This window comes from Sphingomonas sp. Root241, assembly GCF_001428865.1.
Classification (GTDB): domain Bacteria; phylum Pseudomonadota; class Alphaproteobacteria; order Sphingomonadales; family Sphingomonadaceae; genus Sphingomonas.
Genome location: NZ_LMIV01000003.1, coordinates 1 through 21,648, shown reverse-complemented (window position 1 = coordinate 21,648; position 21,648 = coordinate 1). Strand labels below are relative to the sequence as shown.

Genomic DNA, 21,648 nt, shown 5'->3' with positions numbered 1-21,648 from the left:
CTTGCCCCCGCAAATCCGATTCTTGTCGTTACGCGATGTCGCAAATCGTCAGAACCACCCCGTGTCGATCAACTTCTGATGGCCAGCGTACAGGCTATCGAAGAGATCGCCAATATCGTCGAGGAAGCCGCCAAGTCCGGGCTGGTGATCCGAATAATGGTCCGGCGCGCCGTACTTGACCTGTGCCGCGTCGCTGACTCCCAGCAACGTGACGCTGCTGCCCCAGCTCAGCGTGAGGGTCAGGTCCTTGACGCCGTCGCGATTGACGTCCTGCACCTTGGTGCGCGTGACCGAGACGCCGTCGTCGAGGACGATCTTGTCCTCGGCGATATTGAAGTCGGCAATCGTGGCGCTGCCTTCGAGCCGGCCGAAGTGGAAGCTGTCGGCGTCGGCGCCGCCATAGAGCGTGTCGTTGCCGAGGCCGCCGAACAGCACGTCGCGGCCGTTGCCGCCCCACAGGGTATCGTTGCCGAGATCGCCGAACAGCACGTCGTTGCCGTCGCCGCCATAGAGCTTGTCGTTGCCGATGCCGCCGTTCAGCCAGTCATGCCCGCCGAGGCCATACAGCGTGTCGCTGCCGATCCCGCCCGACAGCCTGTCCTCACCCGCGCTGCCGTTCAACGTATCCGAGAAGATCGTGCCGTTACGCGTGATGCCGTCGGCGATGCCGGTGACGGTCACATCGACCGTCGCGGTGCTGGCGAGGCCGTTGCCGTCGGTGACGGTGTAGCTGAAATGATCGACCTGGGTGGCGCCCGGTGCGAGCGAGTCGAACGCATCGGCATCGGCGACATATTTCAGCGTGTGGCTCGCGGCGTCGAAGACGAGACTACCGAGGGTACCCGTGGCGTCGACCGCGCTGATCGCCAGCGTCTGGCCGACATCGGGATCCGAATCATTGCCGAGCAAGGTCGTCCAGAGGTTCGCGGTGGTCGCATCCTCGTTGACCGCGACTGCGTCATGCGCGGCGACGGGCGCTTCGTTGACATCGGTCACCGCGACGGTGAAGCTCTGCTGCGTGGTCAGCCCGCCGCTGTCGGTCGCCTTGGCGATCAGCGCATACTCCGCCAGCGCCTCATGGTTGAACGGCGCGGTGGTGGTGATCACGCCGGTCGCCGCATCGATGGCGAACAGCCCGCCGGCATTGTCGACTAGCGCATAATGAAGCGTGTCGTTGGCAGTATCGGTGGCCGAGACCGTGCCGACCACGCTGCCGGCAGGCAGATTCTCGGCGACACTGGCGTTGCTGAGCGCAAGGTCCTTCGGCGCGGCGCCGAGGAACAGTAGCGAGACCTGCGGATCGTGATCGGTCGCACGCGAGCCGCCGAACTGCGAGTTCAGGTGAACCGCATCATATTGCGCGTTGGTGACCAGCCCGCCGGTGACGAGGATGTTGTCGATCTGCTGGGCGTTGCCCTCGAACATGTAGCTGTAGCGTTCCTGCTCGGGCAGCAATGTGTTGAGATTGGTGAACACGCCGCCCTGCGCCGGATCGGTGAGCTGGGTCTGCGCATGCTCGAAATAGAAGCCGTTCCAGTCGCCGAGCACGGCAATGTTGAGCGCCGGATTGTCGGCGAGATGGTCCTGCACCCATGCCTTGACCCCCGCGGCCTGCGCGGTGCGGGCGGCGTCGCCGGCATCGTTGGCGGGCTGGTTGTCGCCCCACAGCGGATCGCTGCCGAGGCGCGAAGTGAGGTGCACGTCGATCGTCGTGATCGTCTGGCCGGCAAAGGCGAACTGCGCGACCAGCGGTTTGCGGGTGCCGTTATAGGCGGCGCCGTCGATCAGCTGGGCGCTGCCTTCGACATAGGACACGCGGTCGATATTGTAGAAATAGCCGTTGCGAATGTTGCCGCCGGGCTCGCCGCCGGTCGATCCCGCGGTGGTCGGCGCGATCTCGATATAGGCATAATGCAGCCCCGACTGGGCGTAGATCGCATCGATCAGGCCCTGCGCAGTGACCGTGCCCGAGAGGTTCGAACCCGAACCGGCGCCGTCGGCGTCCTGGATCTCCTGCACCGCGATGATGTCGGGCGCGCGTAGATTGTAGACGATGTCGGCGGCGAGGATGTCGAACTTCTGGTCCGACGCGTCGAGATTCTCGAGATTGTAGGTCGCCAGCGAGAGATAATTGGCGTCGCCGTGGAGCGCGGTCTGCTCGCGAGTGAGTGTCGTGTCCTGCGTGACGGTCACTGCCTCGGTGACGAGCACTTCATATGCATCGAACGCATAATTGACCACGCCGGTGACGCTGCTGAGCTGGTCGCCGATCGTGTAGCCGGGCGTGAAGCCCGCGAAGATGCCGCTGTCGTCGTCGATCTGGATCTTCTCGGGATTATAGTCGGGAACACCCGATCCATCGCCCGAAATGGTGATGCCGCCGCGATCGTTGATTCCGCTGGCGCCATTGCCGTGCGAGACGACTACGTCGGTTTCGCCGAACGACGTAGTGTTCGACACTGCCTGCGGCGTATCGAGCGTGACGCGCATGCCTTCGAGCGATTCCCAGAAGTCCACGCCGTCATGGAGCGGATCGTAGCTGGTCAGGCCATCGTCATCGATCACCTCGGACGGCGGCAGAATGCCGCCGGTGCCGATCAGCAATGCCGTGGGCAGCGCGTTGCCATGCGTTTCGACCGTGACGGTCGGCGCGACGATTTCGGTCAGGCTGAGGCTGGCGGTGCTGCCCTGGAACTCGGCGACCGAACCGCGCACCGACACGCCGTCGCCCATCACGACGCCTGGCGCGGTGCTGGTGAAGACGAAGACCGCGTCGGAAGTAGCGGCATCGCCGTCTCCCACCGCCGACTGGAGATAGAAGCCGTTGGTATCGACTGCCGTGACGATGCCCGTGGTGATCACGACCTGGCCGGCATAGGCCGAGACGTGACCCGCGCCCTGGATCTGGCTGATCGTGAGCGCGATCGGATCGTCGTTGGTGATCGTGCCGGTCGCGGCGGCATCGTCGATCACGACATTGCCGGTGGTCGCGCCGAGGCTGACCGACAGCGTCTCATTGGGCTCGCCGACCAGATCGCCGTTGACCGCCACGACGATCTGCTTCGAGAATTCGCCGGGCGCGAAGCTCAGCGTGCCGGAAAGGACCGCGCCGGGAGCGAGATCGGCGAGCGTCGCGGTACCGTCGAGGTTGACGGCATAGTCCACGGTAGCCGCAAGCGCGGTGCCGCCGGCGCGATTGACGGTGAAGACGAGATTGGTGGTGCCGCTGTCGCCCTCGACGACGCGGGCGTCGCCGATGCGCAGATGGCCGGTGCCGGTCGCCGAAAGGAAGGACTGACCCGCGTTGAGCGAGCCGAAGCTGTCGTCCGAAGCATCGGCCCAGGCGAAATCGGCGGCGCTCGAGCCGCTGCCCTTGAGCTGGAGCGATAGGCCGGCGGCGGGGGCCGGCTCCTCGGTCACGCCGATATCGGTGCTGGTCGTGCCGGCGGCGGGAGTGCCCGCAGCTGCGGTGAAGCTGCCTTCGTAGGACAGCAATTGGACCACGCTGCCGTCGGGAGCGATCAGTGCGACGCCGTCCGCCGCACCGTTCTGGATGCCGGCTCGGAGGAATCCGAGCGCGCCGAAGCCGTTCGATTCGTCGTCGATCACGCCCGAGAGAGCGAGCGTATCGTAGACCGGAGCGGCGCCGGGGGTGTTGCTGCCGTTGTAGAAGACCAATTTGTAGCCGGTGAGATCTGTGCCCGCGGCCCCGGCGATCTCGATCGCTTCGCCGGCATCGGTGCCGGCATTGTCGTAATGGATCTCGTTGATGAACACGTTCGCCGGCGGGGCGGGAGGCGCGGCGGCGTCGTTGGTGATCGTGCCGGCCGCGACGGCGTCGCCCAGCGCCACGCCGCCCTGGGGTGCGCTCAGCCTCACGGTGAAGCCGTCGTTCGATTCGAATGCGGTGTCGCCCTGCACCGGCAGGCGGATCTCTGCGGTGGTGGCGCCGTCGGCGAAGCTGACCGTGCCGGTGGCAGTGAAGCCCGCGCCGAAGTCCGCGGCATCGGCGCTGCCGAAAGCGACTGTCCAGGTGGCGGAGACCGCGCCTGCGCTGCCGTCGGCGCGGGTCACGGTAAAGACGATTTCGTGCGTGCCGCTATTGCCCTCGACCGTCGTAGCGTCGGCGATGCTGAGCGTGCCCGGCTGGGGCGGCACCACGCCGTTGAAGCTCTGGCCGGCATTGACGCCGCCCGCGGTGCTGCCGTTGATCAGCGCCCAGTGGAAATCCTCATAGGTCGCGCCGCTGCCGACCAGCCCGATCGAAGTGCCGCTCTGCGCGCCGTTCTCGGACACGCCGACATTGACGCTGGTCAGGCCCGCGGCGGGGCCGTTGGTGGCAGTGAAGCTGCCTTCGTAGCTGAGGAACTGGACGACGTTGTTGCTCGCATCGACCAGGGCGACGGCATCGGGCGAACCGTTCTGGATGCCGTCGGTCGGATAGGCGACGGAGATCGTGCCGAAGCCGTTCTGCTGGTTTGCGATGACGCCGCTGAGCGTCATGACCGGGTTGTAGCTGGCGCCGTTCGCGCCGTTGTAGAGGACGATCTTCCAGCCGGTGAGATCGGTGCCCGCAATGCCCGCGATCTCGATGAACTCGCCGCTGTCGGCGCCGGCATTGTCGTAATGGATCTCGTTGATGAACGCGGGAGCGGGCATGGCGGGTCCTTCGATTGGCCGCGGTCGCGGCCGTCGGGCGACGGGATGGAGAACAGAGTGTCGAGGCGAATCCCGACGCTGATGTCTCGCTAGGGGGCGATCATGACAGCAACATTGCGCCGCTCAACCCGCTTGTGCCGGCCTCGCACCTTTGTCGCGATAATCTGTGGATAATCGCGGCGTTCCCTTTGCATTCAACGGGATAGCGCCGTCGACCTGTCCAAAAATCGGACATCGGAGCAGAGATCGCGCCTAGCGCTGGCAATATGTCACGAGCGCTTGCGCCCGATCGACACAGGTGCCTATGCTTTGCGCCCATCTCCTTGCGGGACACTGCCATGAAGCTGCTCCGTTCCGCCGCCTGCGCCCTCGCCCTGCTCCCCGGCATCGCTTCCGCCCAGGCCAGCGATACCGAAGCGCACGCGCTCGACATCGCGAAGCGCGCGATCGCCTTTCGCAGCGTGCAGGGGCCCGGCAACCAGACGCCGCAACTCGCGGCATGGCTCAAGGAGCAGCTCGTCGCAGGCGGCTTCGCGGCGAATGAAGTGACCGTCACTCCGGTCGAAGATACCGCTTATCTGATCGCGCGCTGGCCTGGAACCAACGCCGGGGCCAAGCCGCTGGTGATCTCGGGGCATATCGACGTGGTCGAGGCCAAGCCGTCCGACTGGCAGCGCGATCCGTTCACTCCGGTGGTCGAGAACGGCTATCTCTACGGCCGCGGTGCCACCGACATGAAGCTCGATGCGGCGATCGCGATGGCGACGCTGATCGAGATGAAGAAGCAGGGCTACAAGCCAAGGCGCGACATCATCCTGCAATTCTCGGGCGACGAGGAAACCACGATGAAGACCTCGGCGATCATCGCCGAGAAGCTCAGGAACGCCGAGCTGGTGATCAATATCGACGGCGGCGGCGGCGTGCTCGACGAGAAGACCGGCAAGCCGATCTACATGACCTGGCAGGGCGCCGAGAAGACCTATGCCGATTTCGAGCTGACCGTCACCAATCCCGGCGGCCACTCGTCCGAGCCGCGCCCGGTCAATGCCATCGCCGAGCTTTCCGACGCGCTGGTGAAGATCGGCGCGTATCGCTTCCAGCCCGAGATCAACGACCTCAGCCGCGCCTATTTCAATGCCGCCGCGCGGTACGAGAAACCCGAGACCGGTGCCGCGATGAAGGCCTTCGCCACCAACCCGGCCGACGAAAAGGCGGTCGCCACGCTGCGCGCCAACTACGCCACGATCGGCAAGATCGGCACGACCTGCGTCCCGACGATGGTCTCGGGCGGCCACGCGCTCAACGCGTTGCCGCAGCGCGCTACGGCGAACATCAACTGCCGCATCTTCCCCGGCCACAAGCCCGCCGACATCATGGCCGAGCTGGCGCGCGTCGCGGATGATCCGGCGATCCAGTGGAAGGACGTCACCGAAGGCTCGGTCGCGACCGACGCTTCGCCGCTGCGGCCGGATTTCGTGCACGCCGTCGAGAAGGCACTGGGCAAGGCCTATCCGGGCGTGCCGGTCTTCCCGAGCATGTCGTCGGGTGCCAGCGATTCGATGTGGTATCGCTCGGTCGGCGTGCCGAGCTACGGCGCGAGCCCGGTCTTCATCAAGGAATCGGACAGCTTCAGCCACGGGCTCAACGAACGCACGCCGGTGGCCGCGATCGCGCCGGCGATCGTCTATTACCGCTCGCTGTTCACCGATCTATCGAAATAGCCTGATCCTCCCCGGCACGGGGAGGATAAGTTTACTTCAGCAGCGCCGCGATCTGCCCCTCGGCAATCGCTCGCGCCTCGCCCGCATCGAGCACGTCGGGCGACAGGCACAGTTCCAGCCATAGTCCATCGACCAGCGCCGTGATCGTGATGGCCGCGCGCCGTGTCGCCGCCGGAGCCAGCCCGCAAGCGGCGAGCAGCGCCTCCAGCTCGCCGCGATATCCCGCATATTGCGCATCGTGCAGCGCCGCGACGTCGCTGCGCGCGATCACCAGCCCCCAGAATGCCGTCCAGGTAGCCAGCAGTGCGCGATCGGCGATCGGGGCTGCGAAACTCGCCGCGACATAGGCGCTCAGCCGCGCCCGCGGGTTGTCGCCTGCCGCAGCGACCGCGGCATCGAGCGCGGCCGATACTTGCTCGCCGATATGGCCGTAGGTCGCTGCGATCAGCGCATCGACGCCGCCGAAATGATGCGCGACCAGTCCCGGCGACACGCCCGCCTCCAGCGCGATCGCCCGTACCGAAGCGCCGGCGGCCCCGTCGCGCGCCAGCACGCGCGCCGTCGCCTCGATCAGCGACAGACGCCGCGCATCGGGTTCGGCGCGGGTGAAGGCGGGCTTGCTCATCGCGCGAGCTTATTATACGATCGTGCAACAAGCAATCGCGGAGCCGGCCATGGCGACCCTCGCCTCTCTTCCCACCGTCGACCCCGACGCCGACTGGTCGCTGCCCGGCTGGATCTATACCGATCCGGAGTTCCTCGAGCTCGAGACCGCGCGCATCCTGCGCCCTTCGTGGCAGATCCTGTGCCACGAGAGCGACCTTGCCGAACCCGGCGACTGGCGGACCATCTCCTATCTCGGCGAGAATGTCGTCGCGCTACGCGGCCGCGACGGCGCGATCCGTGCGTTCCACAACGTGTGTCGCCACCGCGCGATGCGGATCGTCGAGGGCGATTCCGGCTGCACGAAGAAGCTCGTCTGCCCCTATCATGCCTGGACCTACGAGCTCGACGGACAGCTGTCAGGCGTGCCGATGCGCCGCGACTATCCGGCGCTCGACATGGACGCGAGCGGGCTCGTGCCGGTCGACGTGTCGACCTGGCGCGGCTTCGTGTTCGTGCGGCTGGAGGATGACGACGGCCCCTCGGTCGCGGAGATGATGGCACCGTACGATGCCGAGATCGCGCCCTACCGCTTCGAGGATATGCGCCGGATCGGCGACGTCCGGACGCGCGACCGCGCGGTCAATTGGAAGAATGTCGGCGACAATTATTCGGACAATCTCCACATTCCCGTGGCGCATGACGGCCTGACCCGGCTGTTCGGAAAGAGCTACGCGATCGAGGCATCGGGCTGGGTCGACAAGATGTCGGGCGACCTGGTCGACCGCCCCTCGGCCAATCCGTGGGAGGCATTCTACCAGCGCCATCTGCCGCGCGTCGACCATTTGCCCGAGGCCAATCAGCGGCGCTGGCTCTATTACAAGCTCTGGCCGAACATGGCGTTCGACATCTACGCCGACCAGATCGACTTCATGCAATGGCTGCCGACCTCGCCGACCAGCTGCGTGCTGCGCGAGATGGCGTTCGCACTGCCGGACGATCGCCGCGAAATGAAGCTCGTCCGCTACGCCAACTGGCGGATCAACCGCGTCGTCAACGCCGAGGACACCTGGCTGATCGAGCGCGTCCAGCAAGGCATGGCGTCGAGCAGCTACACCGCCGGGCCGATCGGCGCGAGCGAGGTCTGCCTGCGCAGCTTCGCGGCCAAGGTCCGCGCGATCATCCCCGAGGCCCGGCTGCACCGCGCGCCGGCACCGGGCTGGTCGCGGCGGCCGCACACCGTCTGAATTCTCGGGGGATAGCCATGAAGAAATACGACGCGATCGTCATCGGCGGTGGACATAACGGCCTCGTCTGCGCCTTCTATCTCGCGCGTGCCGGGCTGCAGGTCCGCGTGCTCGAGCGGCGCCATGTCGTCGGGGGCGCGGCGGTGACCGAGGAATTCCATCCAGGCTTCCGCAACTCGACCGCGAGCTACACCGTCAGCCTGCTCCGCCCCAAGGTGATCGCCGACATGAAGCTGCACGATCGCGGCTATCGCATCATCGAGCGGACGATCAGCAACTTCTTCCCGTTCGAAGACACCTATCTCAAGCTCGGCGGCGGCACGCAGCGCACCCAGGCCGAGTTCGCGCGTTTCTCGCAAAAGGACGCGGACGCCTATCCGGCCTATGACGCGGCGCTGGAAAAGGTCGCACAGGTGCTGCGCGATCTCGCGCTCAAGGCTCCGCCCAATGCCGGCGGCGGGCTGCGCGCATTGCTCGCCGGCGCCGCGCAGGGCTGGCCCTTGTCAAAGATGGGAATCGAGGCACAGCGCGACTTGCTCGACGTCTTCACCAAATCGGCGCGCGATTTCCTCGACGGCTGGTATGAGGACGATCACGTCAAGACCGCCTTCGCCTTCGACGCGGTGGTCGGCAATTACGCCGGCGTCTCCACCCCCGGCTCGGCCTATGTCCTGCTCCACCACGTCTTCGGCGAAGTGAACGGCAAGCTCGGCGCCTGGGGACATTCGGTGGGCGGGATGGGCGCGATCACGCAGGCGATGGCGCGGGCTTGCGAAGACGCCGGGGTCGAGATCAGCCTCGAGGCACCGGTCGCGCGGGTGCTCACCGACGGCGGCAAGGCAGCGGGGGTGCGGCTGGAGAGCGGCGAGGAGATCGCCGCACCGATCGTCGCCGCCAATGTCGGGCCTGCCTTGCTCTTCCGGCAGATGCTCGATGGGAGCGACCTGCCCGCCGATTTCAACAAGCGCATGAAGAGCTTCAAGACCCGATCGGGCACCTTCCGGATGAACGTCGCGCTTTCCGAGCTGCCCGACTTCACCGTGCTGCGCGGCAAGGAAAAGGCCGAGCACCATACCGCGGGCATCATCATCGCCCCGGGCATGGACTATATGGACCAGGCCTATGACGACGCGAAGGCGCACGGCTGGTCGAAGAAGCCGATCGTCGAGATGAAGCTGCCGACCACCGTCGACGACAGCCTCGCGCCCGAAGGCATGCACATCGCCAGCCTGTTCTGCCAGCAATTCGCCCCCGAATTGCCCGGCGGCCGCAGCTGGGACGATGCGCGCGAGGAAGTCGCCGACCTGATCATCGACACGGTCAATGATCACGCCCCCAATTTCAAGGCGAGCGTGATCGCCCGCCAGATTCATTCGCCGCTCGATCTCGAGCGCAAGTTCGGGCTGATCGGCGGGGACATCTTCCACGGCGCGATGGGGCTCGACCAGCTCTGGGCGGCCCGCCCGGTGCTCGGTCATGGCGATTATCGCGCGCCGATCCAGGGGCTCTATATGTGCGGTTCGGGCACGCACCCCGGCGGCGGCGTCACCGGTGCGCCCGGGCATAACGCCGCGCACGAAATCCTGCGCGATCGCTCGCTCGTCAGGCGGTTGCTGCCGATCTGACACCTCCGTCATCCCCGCGAAAGCGGGGATCCATCTCCGGGAGGCGCAGCGAGCAACACAGCTGTTGTATCAAATGGCGCGTGCACGAGATGGGTCCCCGCTTTCGCGGGGGTGACGATGAATTTAGCGCCTAATCCGCACCCACAGGAACACCGGCAGGCCGAGCGCGAGCAGCCCCAGGCCCCACAGGTTCGCGCGCAGGCCGAGACCGTAGACCATCCACAGCACGAAGCCGGCGGCGGCGATCGCCGCCAGCGCCGCCAACCGATCGCCGGCAAGCAGCTTGAGCGCCGCCAGCGCGCTGACGAAGTAAGCGAGCATTCCTGCGGCGAGACTGATCGTTGCGATCTCGGCGAACAGCGCCCCGGTCGATCCGGTGTAATTGAGCGCCATCACGATCGTCACCAGCACGCCCGAAACGAGATGCGCGCGTGCGGGGGTGCCGCGGCGGCTCTCCTTGCCGAACCAGGCGGGAAAGACGCCGCCGCGCGCCATCGCCCAGGGCATCTCGCCCTGCAGCAGGATGAAGCCGTTGAGCGTCCCGAGCGCGCTGATCGCGGCGAAGACCGCGACGATGAGCAGCGCACCCGCGCCCCATGACCGGCCGAGGAACGCCGCGAGCGGCGCGGGCGACGCAGCGATCACGTCCGCGGGCATCATGAGTGCGATCGCCCCGGCGACGAGGACATAGATTGCCCCCGCCAGCGCGGTGCCGAGCATCGTCACCAGCGGCACGATCCGCGCCGCATTCTTCACCTTGTCGGCGGGTACCGTCGCCGATTCGACCCCGAGGAAGCCCCAGAAGGTCAGCGCAACCGCACCCGCGATCGCACCGGCGCCGATCGGCACCGGCGGGTTGGCCGCGATCGCCGACTGGCCGTCGCGCACCAGCAGCCACACAGCGAGGACGATGATCGCCGCGAGCGGCGCGAGCTTGAGCACTGCAGTCACCAACTGGAGCCGCCCGGCGAGCGCCACGCCGCGGATATTGACCGCGACGAGCGCCCAGATCAGCACCAGCGCCGTCACGAAAGCGGGCGCGCCGCCCGCCAGCGCCGGGAACGGCACGCTCAGCGCACTCACCACCGCGATCGCCAGCGCGCCATTCCCTGCCCAGATGAGGATCCAGTAGCTCCACGCCACCGCGAACCCCACCACCGGCCCGAACGCCGCGTCGGCAAAGGCATAGGGCCCGCCCGCGCAGGGCAATTTCGCCGCGAGCCGGGCGAAGACGAACGCCAGCGCCATCGCGCCCACGATCGTCACGCCCCAGCCGATCAGCGCATTGGCGCCGAGCGGCGCGAGCGTCGCGGGCAGCAGATAGATGCCCGATCCGATCACATTCCCCACGACCAACGCCAGCGCCGGCCAGAAGCCGAGCACGCGTCGCGGCGAGGATGCGGTATCGCTCACGCACTCGTTGTCACCGCGATGGCGGAGCGCGTCCAGCGGGAAAAGCGCGGGAACGCTTGATCGCGGGACGGCCGCGTGGTCATCTTCGCGCGATGCTCGCGACGCGCTTTCCCTCCGATCTGATGGCTGCCGCGCTCGCGCTGCACGACAATCGTCTTCCCGACGCCGAGCGTGGCCTGAAGGACTATCTGAAGCGCGATCCGTTCGACGCGCGCGCGATCCGCATGCTCGCCGAGCTGGCCGGCAGGATCGGACGGCTCAAGGATGCCGAGAATCTGCTACGCCGCGCAGTCGAGATCGCCCCCGCATTCACTGCGGCGCGCGCCAATCTCGCGCTCGTCCTCTATCGCCAGAATCGCGCGAGCGAGGCGCTGGAGGAGCTCGACCGGCTGATCGAGGCCGAGCCCGACCATCCCGGCCACGCCAATCTCAAGGCCGCCACGCTCGGTCGGCTCGGCGCGTTCGAAGAAGCGATCACCCTCTACGAACGCGTGCTCGCCGAAGCGCCCGCACAGCCCAAATTGTGGATGAGCTACGGCCATATGCTCAAGACCCTGGGCCGTCAGGCGGAAGGCGTCGCGGCGTATCGCAAGGCGCTCGCGCTGTCGCCGACGCTGGGCGAGGCATGGTGGAGCCTCGCCAATCTCAAGACGGTGCGCTTCGACGATGCCGATATCGCGGCGATGAAGGCCGCGCAGGCCGAAGTCGGGATCGGCGACGAAGACCGCTTCCACCTGGATTTCGCGCTGGGCAAGGCATATGAGGACCGGCGCGAAGCCGACCGCGCCTTCGCGCATTATGCCGCGGGCAATGCGCTGCGCCGAACGCAACTCGTCTACGACGCCGCCGAGACCGAGCGTTTCGTCGACGATTGCATCGCACTCGCGACGCCGGAATTCTTCGCCGATCGCGCGGGCTGGGGCAGCGACGCGCGCGATCCGGTCTTCATCCTCGGCATGCCGCGCGCGGGCTCGACTTTGGTCGAGCAGATCCTCGCGAGCCATAGCCAGATCGAGGGCACCACCGAACTTCCCGATCTCCCTGCCCTCGCCCGGCGCATCCCGAACTATCCGCACGGCTTGACCGAACTGACTGCCGAGCGCGCGCGCGAACTCGGCGAAGAATATCTGCACCGCACCGCGGTCCAGCGCCGCACCGATCGTCCGCTGTTCGTCGACAAGCTTCCGAACAACTGGGCGCATGTCGTGCTGATCCGGCTGATCCTGCCCAACGCCACGATCATCGATACGCGCCGCGAGCCGCGCGCCTGCTGCTTCTCCAACTTCAAGCAGCATTTCGCGCGCGGCCAGGCGTTCAGCTACGCGCTCGACGACATGGGGCGCTATTATCGCGATTATGCGCGGCTGATGGCGCATCTCGACGGGGTCCAGCCGGGCCGCGTGCACCGCGTGATCCATGAGGCGCTGGTGGCGGATACCGAGGCTGAAATCGGCCGGCTGCTGGATGCCTGCGGCGTCGCCTTCGAGCCGGCATGCCTCGCTTTCCACGAGACCGAGCGCGCCGTGCGCACCGCGAGCTCCGAACAGGTGCGCCAGCCGATCTTCACCGGCGGCGACCGCGCCTGGCGCCCGTTCGCGCCGCATCTGGGCCCGCTCACTGCCGCTCTCGGCGACTTGGTCGAACTTTATCCGGACGTGCCGGCAAACTTGTAACGTTGCAGAAACATCACGGTCATCGAAAGATCGCGCATTCCCATCCGTACGGCAGATTGACGGCTGCTGCGACGCAGCACAGTCTCTTACTTACATTGATGTTACGCTGGGGACCGCAATGATCGTATCCGTGCGCCGTGCCGTGATTTCGGGGTTGCTCGCCTCGACTTTCCTGACCCTCCCGGCCTTTGCCCAAGAGCAGGATGCGCAAAGCACCAGCGATCTGCCCTCCGATCGCGACGAGATCGTCGTCACTGCGCAGAAGCGCGACGAGAATATCCAGTCGGTCCCGATCAGCATCCAGGCGATCGGCACGCGCAAGCTCGATCAGCTCAACATCTCGAACTTCAACGAATATACGCAATTGCTGCCGTCGGTGGCGTTCCAGACCTCGCAGCCCGGGGTGACCACCGTCTATATGCGCGGCGTCGCATCGGGCGGCGACGGCAACCATTCGGGCTCGCTGCCTTCGGTGGGCAGCTATCTCGACGAGCAGCCGGTGACGACGATCGGCGGCACGCTCGACGTCCATATCTATGATATCGCACGCATCGAGAGCCTCGCGGGTCCGCAGGGCACGCTGTACGGTGCGTCGAGCCAGGCGGGCACGATCCGGATCATCACCAACAAGCCGAGCACTACCGCGTTCGAGGGCCGCGTCGATGCCGAGGTCAACACCGTCGCGCATGGCGGCCAGGGCGGCAAGATCGAGGGCATGATCAATACGCCCTTCTCGGATTGGGCGGCGCTGCGCGTCGTCGGCTTCTACCAGCGCGACGCCGGCTATATCGACAATGTCCCCGGCACGCGCAGCTTCCTGCCGACACCCGGCGGGATCACCGTCGACAATGACGAATTCGTCGAGAAGGACTATAACGACACCGAGACATGGGGCGGGCGCGCCGCGCTCAAGGTCGATCTCGACGACACCTGGACCGTCACCCCGACCGTGCTCTACCAGGAGATGCGCAGCCACGGCACCTACGGGTTCGATCCGAGCGTCGGCGATCTCGAGGTGCAGCATTTCTACCCCGAATATCGCCGCGACCGCTTCATCCAGGGCGCGCTGACGATCGAGGGCAGGATCGGCAATTGGGACGTCACCTATGCCGGTGCCTATCTCGACCGCAAGACCTATGCGTCGAACGATTATACCGATTATTCCGAAGCTTATGACAATCTCTACGCCTCGGTCGGCGGGCTGGCGGGCTATTTCTATTATCAGGACAATGCCGGCAACACGATCGATCCGCGCCAGGTCGTGGTCGGTTCGGATCACTTCAAGAAGACCAGCCAGGAGCTGCGCGTCGCCTCGCCGTCCTCGGATCGCTTCCGGATCGTCGCGGGCATGTTCTACCAGCGCCAGTCGAACCTGATCCATCAGGACTATCAGATCCCGAACCTCGGCGCCGACGTCTCGGTCAACGGTTCGCCGGGGACTTTGTGGCTGACCCAGCAGCACCGCGTCGACAAGGATTATGCGATGTTCGGCGAGGCGAGCTTCGACCTCTCGCCCAAGCTGACCTTCACCGCGGGCGGGCGCGCCTATATCTACGACAATTCGCTGATCGGCTTCTTCGGCTTCGGCAGGAATCCGGGCGTCGATCCCGGCGACGGGCGGCCCTTCACCGGTTCACCGTTCAATGCCGCGGGAAGCTCACGCACCGGTGTCGCCGGCTGTTTCCTCGCCGACGGACGGACGCTGCGCGATGCCTATCTCGACGGCGGTCCCACCAACACGCTGCTGCCGCCGGCGGTCGCAGGCGGACCATGCACCAATCTGGCGACCTATGTGGCCGGCGAGCTGCGCCCCAAGAAGACGAGCGGCCAGGGCGTCACCTATCGTTTCAACCTGACGTGGAAGCCCAGCGACGCGCTGATGTTCTACGCCGTCGCCTCGAGCGGCTTCCGGCCCGGCGGGATCAACCGCCGCGGCGACGTCACCCCCTATGCCACCGACGTGCTCACCAATTACGAGCTGGGCTGGAAGACGACGCTGGCCGACGGCATGCTGCGCTTCAACGGCGCGATCTATCGACAGAACTGGAAGGACTTCCAGTTCTCGTTCCTCGGCGAGAACAGCTTCACGATCATCCAGAACGGCCCGGATGCGCGCATCTACGGGGCGGAAATGGACGCCAATCTCCTGCTGGGCGGATTGAGTCTCACCGTCGCGGGGTCGTACACCGACGCCAAGACCCGCGAGGATCTGTGCGCGACGCAGATCTGCATCGGCGACGGCAGCGATGTGCTGGCGCCCGAGGGGACGCGGCTGCCGATCACGCCGCGCTTCAAGATCAGCGGCAATGCGCGCTATTCGGTGCCCATAGGGTCGGGCCGCGGCTATGTGCAGGGCCTGATCGCGCACCAGAGCTCGGCATCGTCGGACATCCGCGTCGCCAAAGCCGCGGCGCTGGGTCGGCTGGAGCCTTACACGACCGGCAACCTCGCTATCGGTTTCGAACTCGCGCGCATGAACTTCGAGCTGTTCGCGCAGAATATCTGGGACGAACGCGGCCAGATCTCGCGCTTCCAGCAATGCGGCGCGTGCGATCAGCGGCCCTACATCGTCCCGATCACGCCGCGGACGATCGGCATAAGGGCAGGAACGCGGTTCTAGGCAACGCGTCGTCAGGTTGCCCGTGCCTGCCGCCGCCGGTGGCGTGCCAGCAGCCGGGCATCGCGGAGGAGCGCCACGGGCAGCTCGGTGATCCCGCGCAAGCCTGAGACCGTGCCCAGATTGCGCGCCACGCGGCGAGTCTCGCCCACGAGTTGCTGCACCATCTCGCGGCGCTCGATGTGCCCCTGCTCCTCGACCAGCGAAAGGCGATGCAGCGCATAGATTCCGATCGCGCCTGCGATCAGGAAATAGAAGTCCCAATGCGAAAGCTGCAGCGGAGACAGCAGCACCACCCCCTTCGGGCTGGTCCATCGCAACAGCAGTTCGAACTGCCGTTGCGCGAAGAAGTCGGCAAAGAGTCCGCCGAGGATCGGAGCGGCACCGGCGGCGAACGAACTGGCGAGGGCGCTGGTCGCGACATATGCCGTGGCCCCGCCCTTCGGGCTCAGCTTCAATGCGATATTGGTCGTGGCGAGCGCCACACCGGCGACCGCGGCGCCCATCAATATGTGGAGGACGACCAGATAGGCCACGCAATCGTCGCGCGCTTCGATCTGCGATGCGCCGACCATCGCGACGATGCAGAAGATATAGGTGGGTGCGGCAACCGCCAGCACCGATTTATGGGCGAACCGGTCGCTGAGCTGCCCCCAAAACCGGATCGCGATCAGATTGGCGATCTGGCTGACCACGCTCAAGACCATGACGAAGATCATGTCGAAGCCGAGCTGGCGGACGATAAAGACCGTAAAGAAAGGCGTGGCGAGATTGATCGCGAATTGCCAGGCGGACAGGAAATGGACGAGCTGGCGGAAATTGCGGTCGGCGAAGGGCTCGCGCAGCAGCGCCAGCAATCGCAAATCCTCCGCCGGGCGGTCCGGCATCGCCGGCTCGGGCAGTCTGGCGACGACGCCGGCACTTATCAGCCCCGCAACGCAACCGGCCAGATAGAGGCCGGCAAAGGCCCAGGCCCGTGCATCCGATCCCGCCGCTGTCCTGTCGAGCAGGAGCGCCGCCGCGAGTCCCGCCGCGAGGCTGATCGCCGTGGTCCAGCTCGCGCGCCGCGCGAAGACCCAGCCGAGCCGCTCCTGCGGTGCCAGATCGCGCATCCACGCATTCCACGCACAGCCTCCGATCGCCCCCATGCCGCACAGCACGAACTGCGCGAGTGCGACCGCGAAGATCGCCAGATTGGCGGGCAGGAACACCGCGAGCGCCATCACTATCAGCATCGACCGGCCGATCACGCTGGAAACGACCGCTATCGCCTTTCGCGTGCGCAACCGTTCGACCAGCAGGATCGCAGGCGCTTGCAGGAGTTGCCCGAGAAACGGCGCGCTGGCGAGCACGCCGACCATCAGGTTCGACGCACCCAGATAGAGCGCGAACGCCGTGAGGATCACGCCGCTGGTGAGCGCCGCCGTCGCGCTCGACCAAGCGGCCTCCGCGATCAGCCGGCGGATACCAACTTCGAGTTCAGATTCGGAAATATCCTGCTGCGGTAGAAGCGCCGTCGATATCCGCATCCTCAACCTCCGCCTGCGCAACAGAACAACAGGGCCGCGAGGACCGTTCCGTTGCCAAGCAACCGGTCACCTTGATGAGCACCCGGTACGTCAACGGCGTCGGGTGACCGGGCTGGTTTTGCGTGGTCTAGCGTGTGGTTGGCCGGCGGGCGCGGCGCGACGCGAAAAGCCCGCGCGGCTGGTGCCGTGCGGGCTTGGTGTGTTGGTTGCGGGAGCAGGATTTGAACCTGCGACCTTCAGGTTATGAGCCTGACGAGCTACCGGGCTGCTCCATCCCGCGCCACCAAGGTGTTGGGATCAGGGACGGAGGCGAAGCCTCCGCAAGGCCGACCGGCCGCCGCGCCTTATTGGCGCGATAGCCAAAGCCGCGGATGCGGCTGCCGGCGCCTGAGGCCAACAAAGTAAAGTGAATGGGTTTTTCCTGTGGGGACCTTTGTGATTTGCGTTTCGCACGGGCTGCAATGCCTGGCGACGACCTACTCTTCCATCGCTTGAGCGATAGTACCATCGGCGCTACCATCGGCGCTGTCTGGTTTCACGGCCGAGTTCGGGATGGGATCGGGTGGTTCACAGACGCCATAGCCACCAGGCAATGGAGCCCGTGCGACGGATAGCCGGAGACTATCCTTTGGGCGCAAATCTTGGGGTTCAAATCGATACCGTGCACATGGGGTAGAATAAAGCTGCGACTGGATCATCCGACCATTTGCAACGCCGGGCATGTTACCCAGGATTGTCATTGATGGTGGAACTCTCAAGCGCGAATAGGACAATTAGTACTGGTTAGCTCCATGCGTTACCGCACTTCCACATCCAGTCTNTGTTACCCAGGATTGTCATTGATGGTGGAACTCTCAAGCGCGAATAGGACAATTAGTACTGGTTAGCTCCATGCGTTACCGCACTTCCACATCCAGTCTATCAAGGTCGTGGTCTCCGACCGTCCTAAGAAATCTTATCTCGAGGGAGGCTTCCCGCTTAGATGCTTTCAGCGGTTATCCCGTCCATACATAGCTACCCAGCTGCGCTCTTGGCAGAACGACTGGTACACCAGAGGTATGTTCAACCCGGTCCTCTCGTACTAGGGTCAACTCCTCTCAAATTTCGACGCCCACGGCAGATAGGGACCAAACTGTCTCGCGACGTTCTGAACCCAGCTCACGTACCACTTTAATTGGCGAACAGCCAAACCCTTGGGACCTGCTCCAGCCCCAGGATGTGATGAGCCGACATCGAGGTGCCAAACAACCCCGTCGATATGAGCTCTTGGGGGTTATCAGCCTGTTATCCCCGGCGTACCTTTTATCCGTTGAGCGATGGCCCTTCCACGAGGGACCACCGGATCACTATGACCGACTTTCGTCTCTGCTCGACTTGTCAGTCTCGCAGTCAGGCTGGCTTATGCCATTGCACTCTAACAGACGGTTTCCAACCGTCCTGAGCCAACCTTCGCGCGCCTCCGTTACTCTTTAGGAGGCGACCGCCCCAGTCAAACTACCCGCCACAGAGGGTCCCAGCACCGGATGACGGTGCGTGGTTAGACATCAGAAAACAACAGGGTGGTATTTCACATTGTGGCTCCACACGGGCTGGCGCCCATGCTTCAAAGCCTCCCACCTATTCTACACAGTTCTTTCCTAATGCCACTCTGAAGCTGCAGTAAAGGTGCACGGGGTCTTTCCGTCTAACCGCGGGTACTCCGCATCTTCACGGAGAATTCAATTTCGCTGAGCATGTCCTGGAGACAGTGGGGAAGTCGTTACGCCATTCGTGCAGGTCGGAACTTACCCGACAAGGAATTTCGCTACCTTAGGACCGTTATAGTTACGGCCGCCGTTTACCTGGGCTTCATTTCGGAGCTTGCACCCCTCCACTTAACCTTCAGGCACCGGGCAGGCGTCAGACCCTATACGTCGTCTTGAAGCCGACTTAGCAGAGCCCTGTGTTTTTGCTAAACAGTCGCTACCCCCTGGCCTGTGCCCCCTCAAAAAGCTTGCGCTCAGTGAGGGCCTCCTTCTTCCGAAGGTACGGAGGCAATTTGCCGAGTTCCTTCAGGACACTTCTCTCAAGCGCCTTGGTATACTCTACCTGACCACCTGTGTCGGTTTCGGGTACGGTCTATACGGTGGGGCTATTTCCCGGGACCCCTTCAAAGCACGTCCAATCCGATAAGGACGTACAATATACGGGATCCGTCACACACCACCAGGCCCACGAATATTAACGTGGTTCCCATCGACTACCCCCTTCGGGCTCGTCTTAGGGGCCGGCTCACCCTGCGCGGATTAGCCTTGCGCAGGAACCCTTGGTCTTTCGGCGAGAGGGCATCTCACCCTCTTTATCGCTACTCATGTCTGCATTCGCACTTCCGATACCTCCACGACCCATTACCAGATCGCTTCAACGGCTTACGGAACGCTCCGCTACCGCGTGATCGTAAACGATCACACCCTAAGCTTCGGTGCGTGTCTTGAGCCCCGTTACATCTTCGCCGCAGGAACCCTTGTTTAGACCAGTGAGCTGTTACGCTTTCTTTAAAGGATGGCTGCTTCTAAGCCAACCTCCTGGTTGTTTTGGGATTCCCACATGCTTTCCCACTTAGACACGACTTGGGGACCTTAGCTGTAGGTCAGGGCTGTTTCCCTTTTGACGACGGACCTTAGCACCCGCCGTCTGTCTCCCGCATAGTACTCATAGGTATTCGGAGTTTGGTTAGGTTTGGTAGATCTCGCGACCCCCTAGCCCATCCAGTGCTCTACCCCCTATGGTATTCGTGCGAGGCACTACCTCAATAGTTTTCGCGGAGAACCAGCTATTTCCCGGCTTGATTGGCCTTTCACCCCTAAACACAACTCATCCGGTAACTTTTCAACGTTAATCGGTTCGGACCTCCAGTGAGTGTTACCTCACCTTCATCCTGGTCATGCCTAGATCGCCGGGTTTCGGGTCTAATACACCAAACTAAGTCGCCCTATTCAGACTCGCTTTCGCTGCGCCTACACCTATCGGCTTAAGCTTGCTTGGTACATTAAGTCACAGACCCATTATGCAAGAGGTACGCTGTCACCCCTTAAAGAGGCTCCAACTGCTTGTAGGCAATCCGTTTCAGGTACTGTTTCACTCCCCTCATCGGGGTGCTTTTCACCTTTCCCTCACGGTACTAGTTCGCTATCGGTCATGTACGAGTATTTAGGCTTAGAGGGTGGTCCCCCTATGTTCAGACAGGATTACACGTGTCCCGCCCTACTCGAGTCCCTCAACATCACTTTCGCATACGGGGCTGTCACCCGCTATGGCGCTCCTTTCCAGAAGCTTCTGCTAGTTGAATTGAGGGCACTGGCCTGGTCCGCGTTCGCTCGCCACTACTAACGGAATCTCGGTTGATGTCTTTTCCTCCGGGTACTGAGATGTTTCAGTTCGCCGGGTTCGCTTCACGAAGCCTATTTTATTCAGCTAAGTGATACCTTTCTCCCATTACTCCGAYTGTGATCACTCACACTCGAAGTAATCGGATAAGGTGGGTTTCCCCATTCGGAAATCGTCGGATCARTGCTTGCTCACAGCTCCCCGACGCTTATCGCAGCGTGCCACGTCCTTCATCGCCTGTACATGCCAAGGCATCCACGAATTGCCCTTACCTCACGCTTGAGAGTCCACACCACCAACGACAACACTGGATGGACCTTGCGGCCCACACGAAACTCGGCAGAGCAGTGTAGCGTGGTTTTACCAGGCGCAATCGCGAACGATNAGTCCACACCACCAACGACAACACTGGATGGACCTTGCGGCCCACACGAAACTCGGCAGAGCAGTGTAGCGTGGTTTTACCAGGCGCAATCGCGAACGATTGCGCCCTCTTGATGCGGATGATTTAAATCTCAGCTGTATTCGGGCGCGCCACCAGAGCGGTCAAACTTGGTGACGACACCCATGTTCCGGCATCGGTTCCCAGCGTTGCCGCCGAAAACCCATGCCGTCACGGCATCGATTTGAAAAACCCATTCACAATGTCAAAAAAGCACGGTCCGTAAGGACCGCTATACTGCGGACTGGCCGCAGATCTCGGTGCTTCATCATCTGGATATTTGGCTAGGTTGGTTGCGCACGCTGCGCCGTCAGTCGCAGCAAAGCTGCGCCTTGTGGCGCTGCTTAGCAGCGCTGGCCGCGCTAGCATTGATGCGATTTAGCTTAGGCTAAATCGTCTTCAATGCGTCGCGTTGGTGGAGCCTATCGGGATCGAACCGATGACCTGATGCTTGCAAAGCAACCGCTCTCCCAGCTGAGCTAAGGCCCCGTACCCCAAGCAAAGGTCACACCAAGGTCACACTGCCGCGCACCTTTTGCGGACCGTCCGCTGCGCCGTCAGTCGCAGCAAAGCTGCGCCTTGTGGCGCGCTTCGCAGCGCTGGCCGTCCTTGCCGGAGATGCGAATAGCTACGCTAATTCGTCTTCCCGGCTGCGGATTGGTGGGCCGAGTAGGAGTTGAACCTACGACCTCACGCTTATCAGGCGTGCGCTCTAACCACCTGAGCTACCGGCCCATCCGCCATACCCGGCTG

General features: G+C 64.0%; 9 protein-coding genes, 3 tRNA genes and 2 rRNA genes. 5 read left to right on the top strand and 9 right to left on the bottom strand.

Going from position 1 to position 21,648, the window contains the following annotated elements:
• Nucleotides 1–48 precede the first annotated feature (48 nt).
• A complete protein-coding gene (locus ASE13_RS15430) occupies nucleotides 49–4,659 on the bottom strand; it encodes a cadherin domain-containing protein (RefSeq protein WP_056618003.1) in 4,611 nt (1,536 codons plus the stop codon).
• Nucleotides 4,660–4,997: 338 nt separating this feature from the next.
• On the opposite strand from ASE13_RS15430, the gene ASE13_RS15425 reads away from it, so the two are divergent.
• Entirely contained in the window at nucleotides 4,998–6,380 is a 1,383-nt protein-coding gene (locus ASE13_RS15425) for a M20/M25/M40 family metallo-hydrolase (RefSeq protein ID WP_056618000.1), read from the top strand.
• A 31-nt stretch (nucleotides 6,381–6,411) separates the two neighbouring features.
• Here ASE13_RS15425 and ASE13_RS15420 read toward each other — a convergent pair whose 3' ends face one another.
• Nucleotides 6,412–7,005, bottom strand: coding sequence for a TetR family transcriptional regulator C-terminal domain-containing protein (locus tag ASE13_RS15420; RefSeq protein WP_056617997.1), 594 nt, complete (start codon nucleotides 7,003–7,005; stop codon nucleotides 6,412–6,414).
• A 49-nt stretch (nucleotides 7,006–7,054) separates the two neighbouring features.
• Between ASE13_RS15420 and ASE13_RS15415 the strand changes: the two genes are divergently transcribed.
• Together ASE13_RS15415 and ASE13_RS15410 are read left to right on the top strand one after the other, a co-directional pair.
• Entirely contained in the window at nucleotides 7,055–8,230 is a 1,176-nt protein-coding gene (locus ASE13_RS15415; protein WP_056618937.1) for an aromatic ring-hydroxylating oxygenase subunit alpha, read from the top strand.
• Between the two features lie 17 nt (nucleotides 8,231–8,247).
• The gene (locus tag ASE13_RS15410) at nucleotides 8,248–9,855 is read left to right on the top strand and encodes a phytoene desaturase family protein (RefSeq protein WP_056617994.1); all 1,608 of its coding nucleotides are present in this window, start codon (nucleotides 8,248–8,250) and stop codon (nucleotides 9,853–9,855) included.
• 123 nt (nucleotides 9,856–9,978) lie between these two features.
• Here ASE13_RS15410 and ASE13_RS15405 read toward each other — a convergent pair whose 3' ends face one another.
• The gene (locus tag ASE13_RS15405) at nucleotides 9,979–11,268 is read right to left on the bottom strand and encodes an amino acid permease (RefSeq protein WP_056617991.1); all 1,290 of its coding nucleotides are present in this window, start codon (nucleotides 11,266–11,268) and stop codon (nucleotides 9,979–9,981) included.
• Nucleotides 11,269–11,360: 92 nt separating this feature from the next.
• Here ASE13_RS15405 and ASE13_RS15400 point away from each other — a divergent pair, with 92 nt between their 5' ends.
• Nucleotides 11,361–12,941, top strand: a complete 1,581-nt coding sequence (locus ASE13_RS15400) for a tetratricopeptide repeat-containing sulfotransferase family protein (protein ID WP_235537010.1) — start codon at nucleotides 11,361–11,363, stop codon at nucleotides 12,939–12,941.
• Between the two features lie 118 nt (nucleotides 12,942–13,059).
• Nucleotides 13,060–15,561, top strand: a complete 2,502-nt coding sequence (locus ASE13_RS15395) for a TonB-dependent receptor (protein ID WP_056617988.1) — start codon at nucleotides 13,060–13,062, stop codon at nucleotides 15,559–15,561.
• Between the two features lie 11 nt (nucleotides 15,562–15,572).
• On the opposite strand, the gene ASE13_RS15390 is transcribed toward ASE13_RS15395, so the two are convergent.
• The 6 genes from ASE13_RS15390 to ASE13_RS15365 form a co-directional block, all read right to left on the bottom strand.
• The gene (locus ASE13_RS15390) at nucleotides 15,573–17,087 is read right to left on the bottom strand and encodes an MFS transporter (RefSeq protein WP_056617985.1); all 1,515 of its coding nucleotides are present in this window, start codon (nucleotides 17,085–17,087) and stop codon (nucleotides 15,573–15,575) included.
• 203 nt (nucleotides 17,088–17,290) lie between these two features.
• A tRNA-Met gene (locus tag ASE13_RS15385) sits at nucleotides 17,291–17,367 on the bottom strand.
• Nucleotides 17,368–17,550: 183 nt separating this feature from the next.
• Nucleotides 17,551–17,677: ribosomal RNA gene (rrf, locus tag ASE13_RS15380) — 5S ribosomal RNA — on the bottom strand.
• Between the two features lie 263 nt (nucleotides 17,678–17,940).
• A 23S ribosomal RNA gene (locus ASE13_RS15375) occupies nucleotides 17,941–20,735 on the bottom strand.
• A gap of 573 nt (nucleotides 20,736–21,308) precedes the next feature.
• Nucleotides 21,309–21,384: transfer RNA gene (locus ASE13_RS15370), tRNA-Ala, on the bottom strand.
• Between the two features lie 169 nt (nucleotides 21,385–21,553).
• Nucleotides 21,554–21,630, bottom strand: a tRNA-Ile gene (locus ASE13_RS15365).
• Nucleotides 21,631–21,648 lie beyond the last annotated feature (18 nt).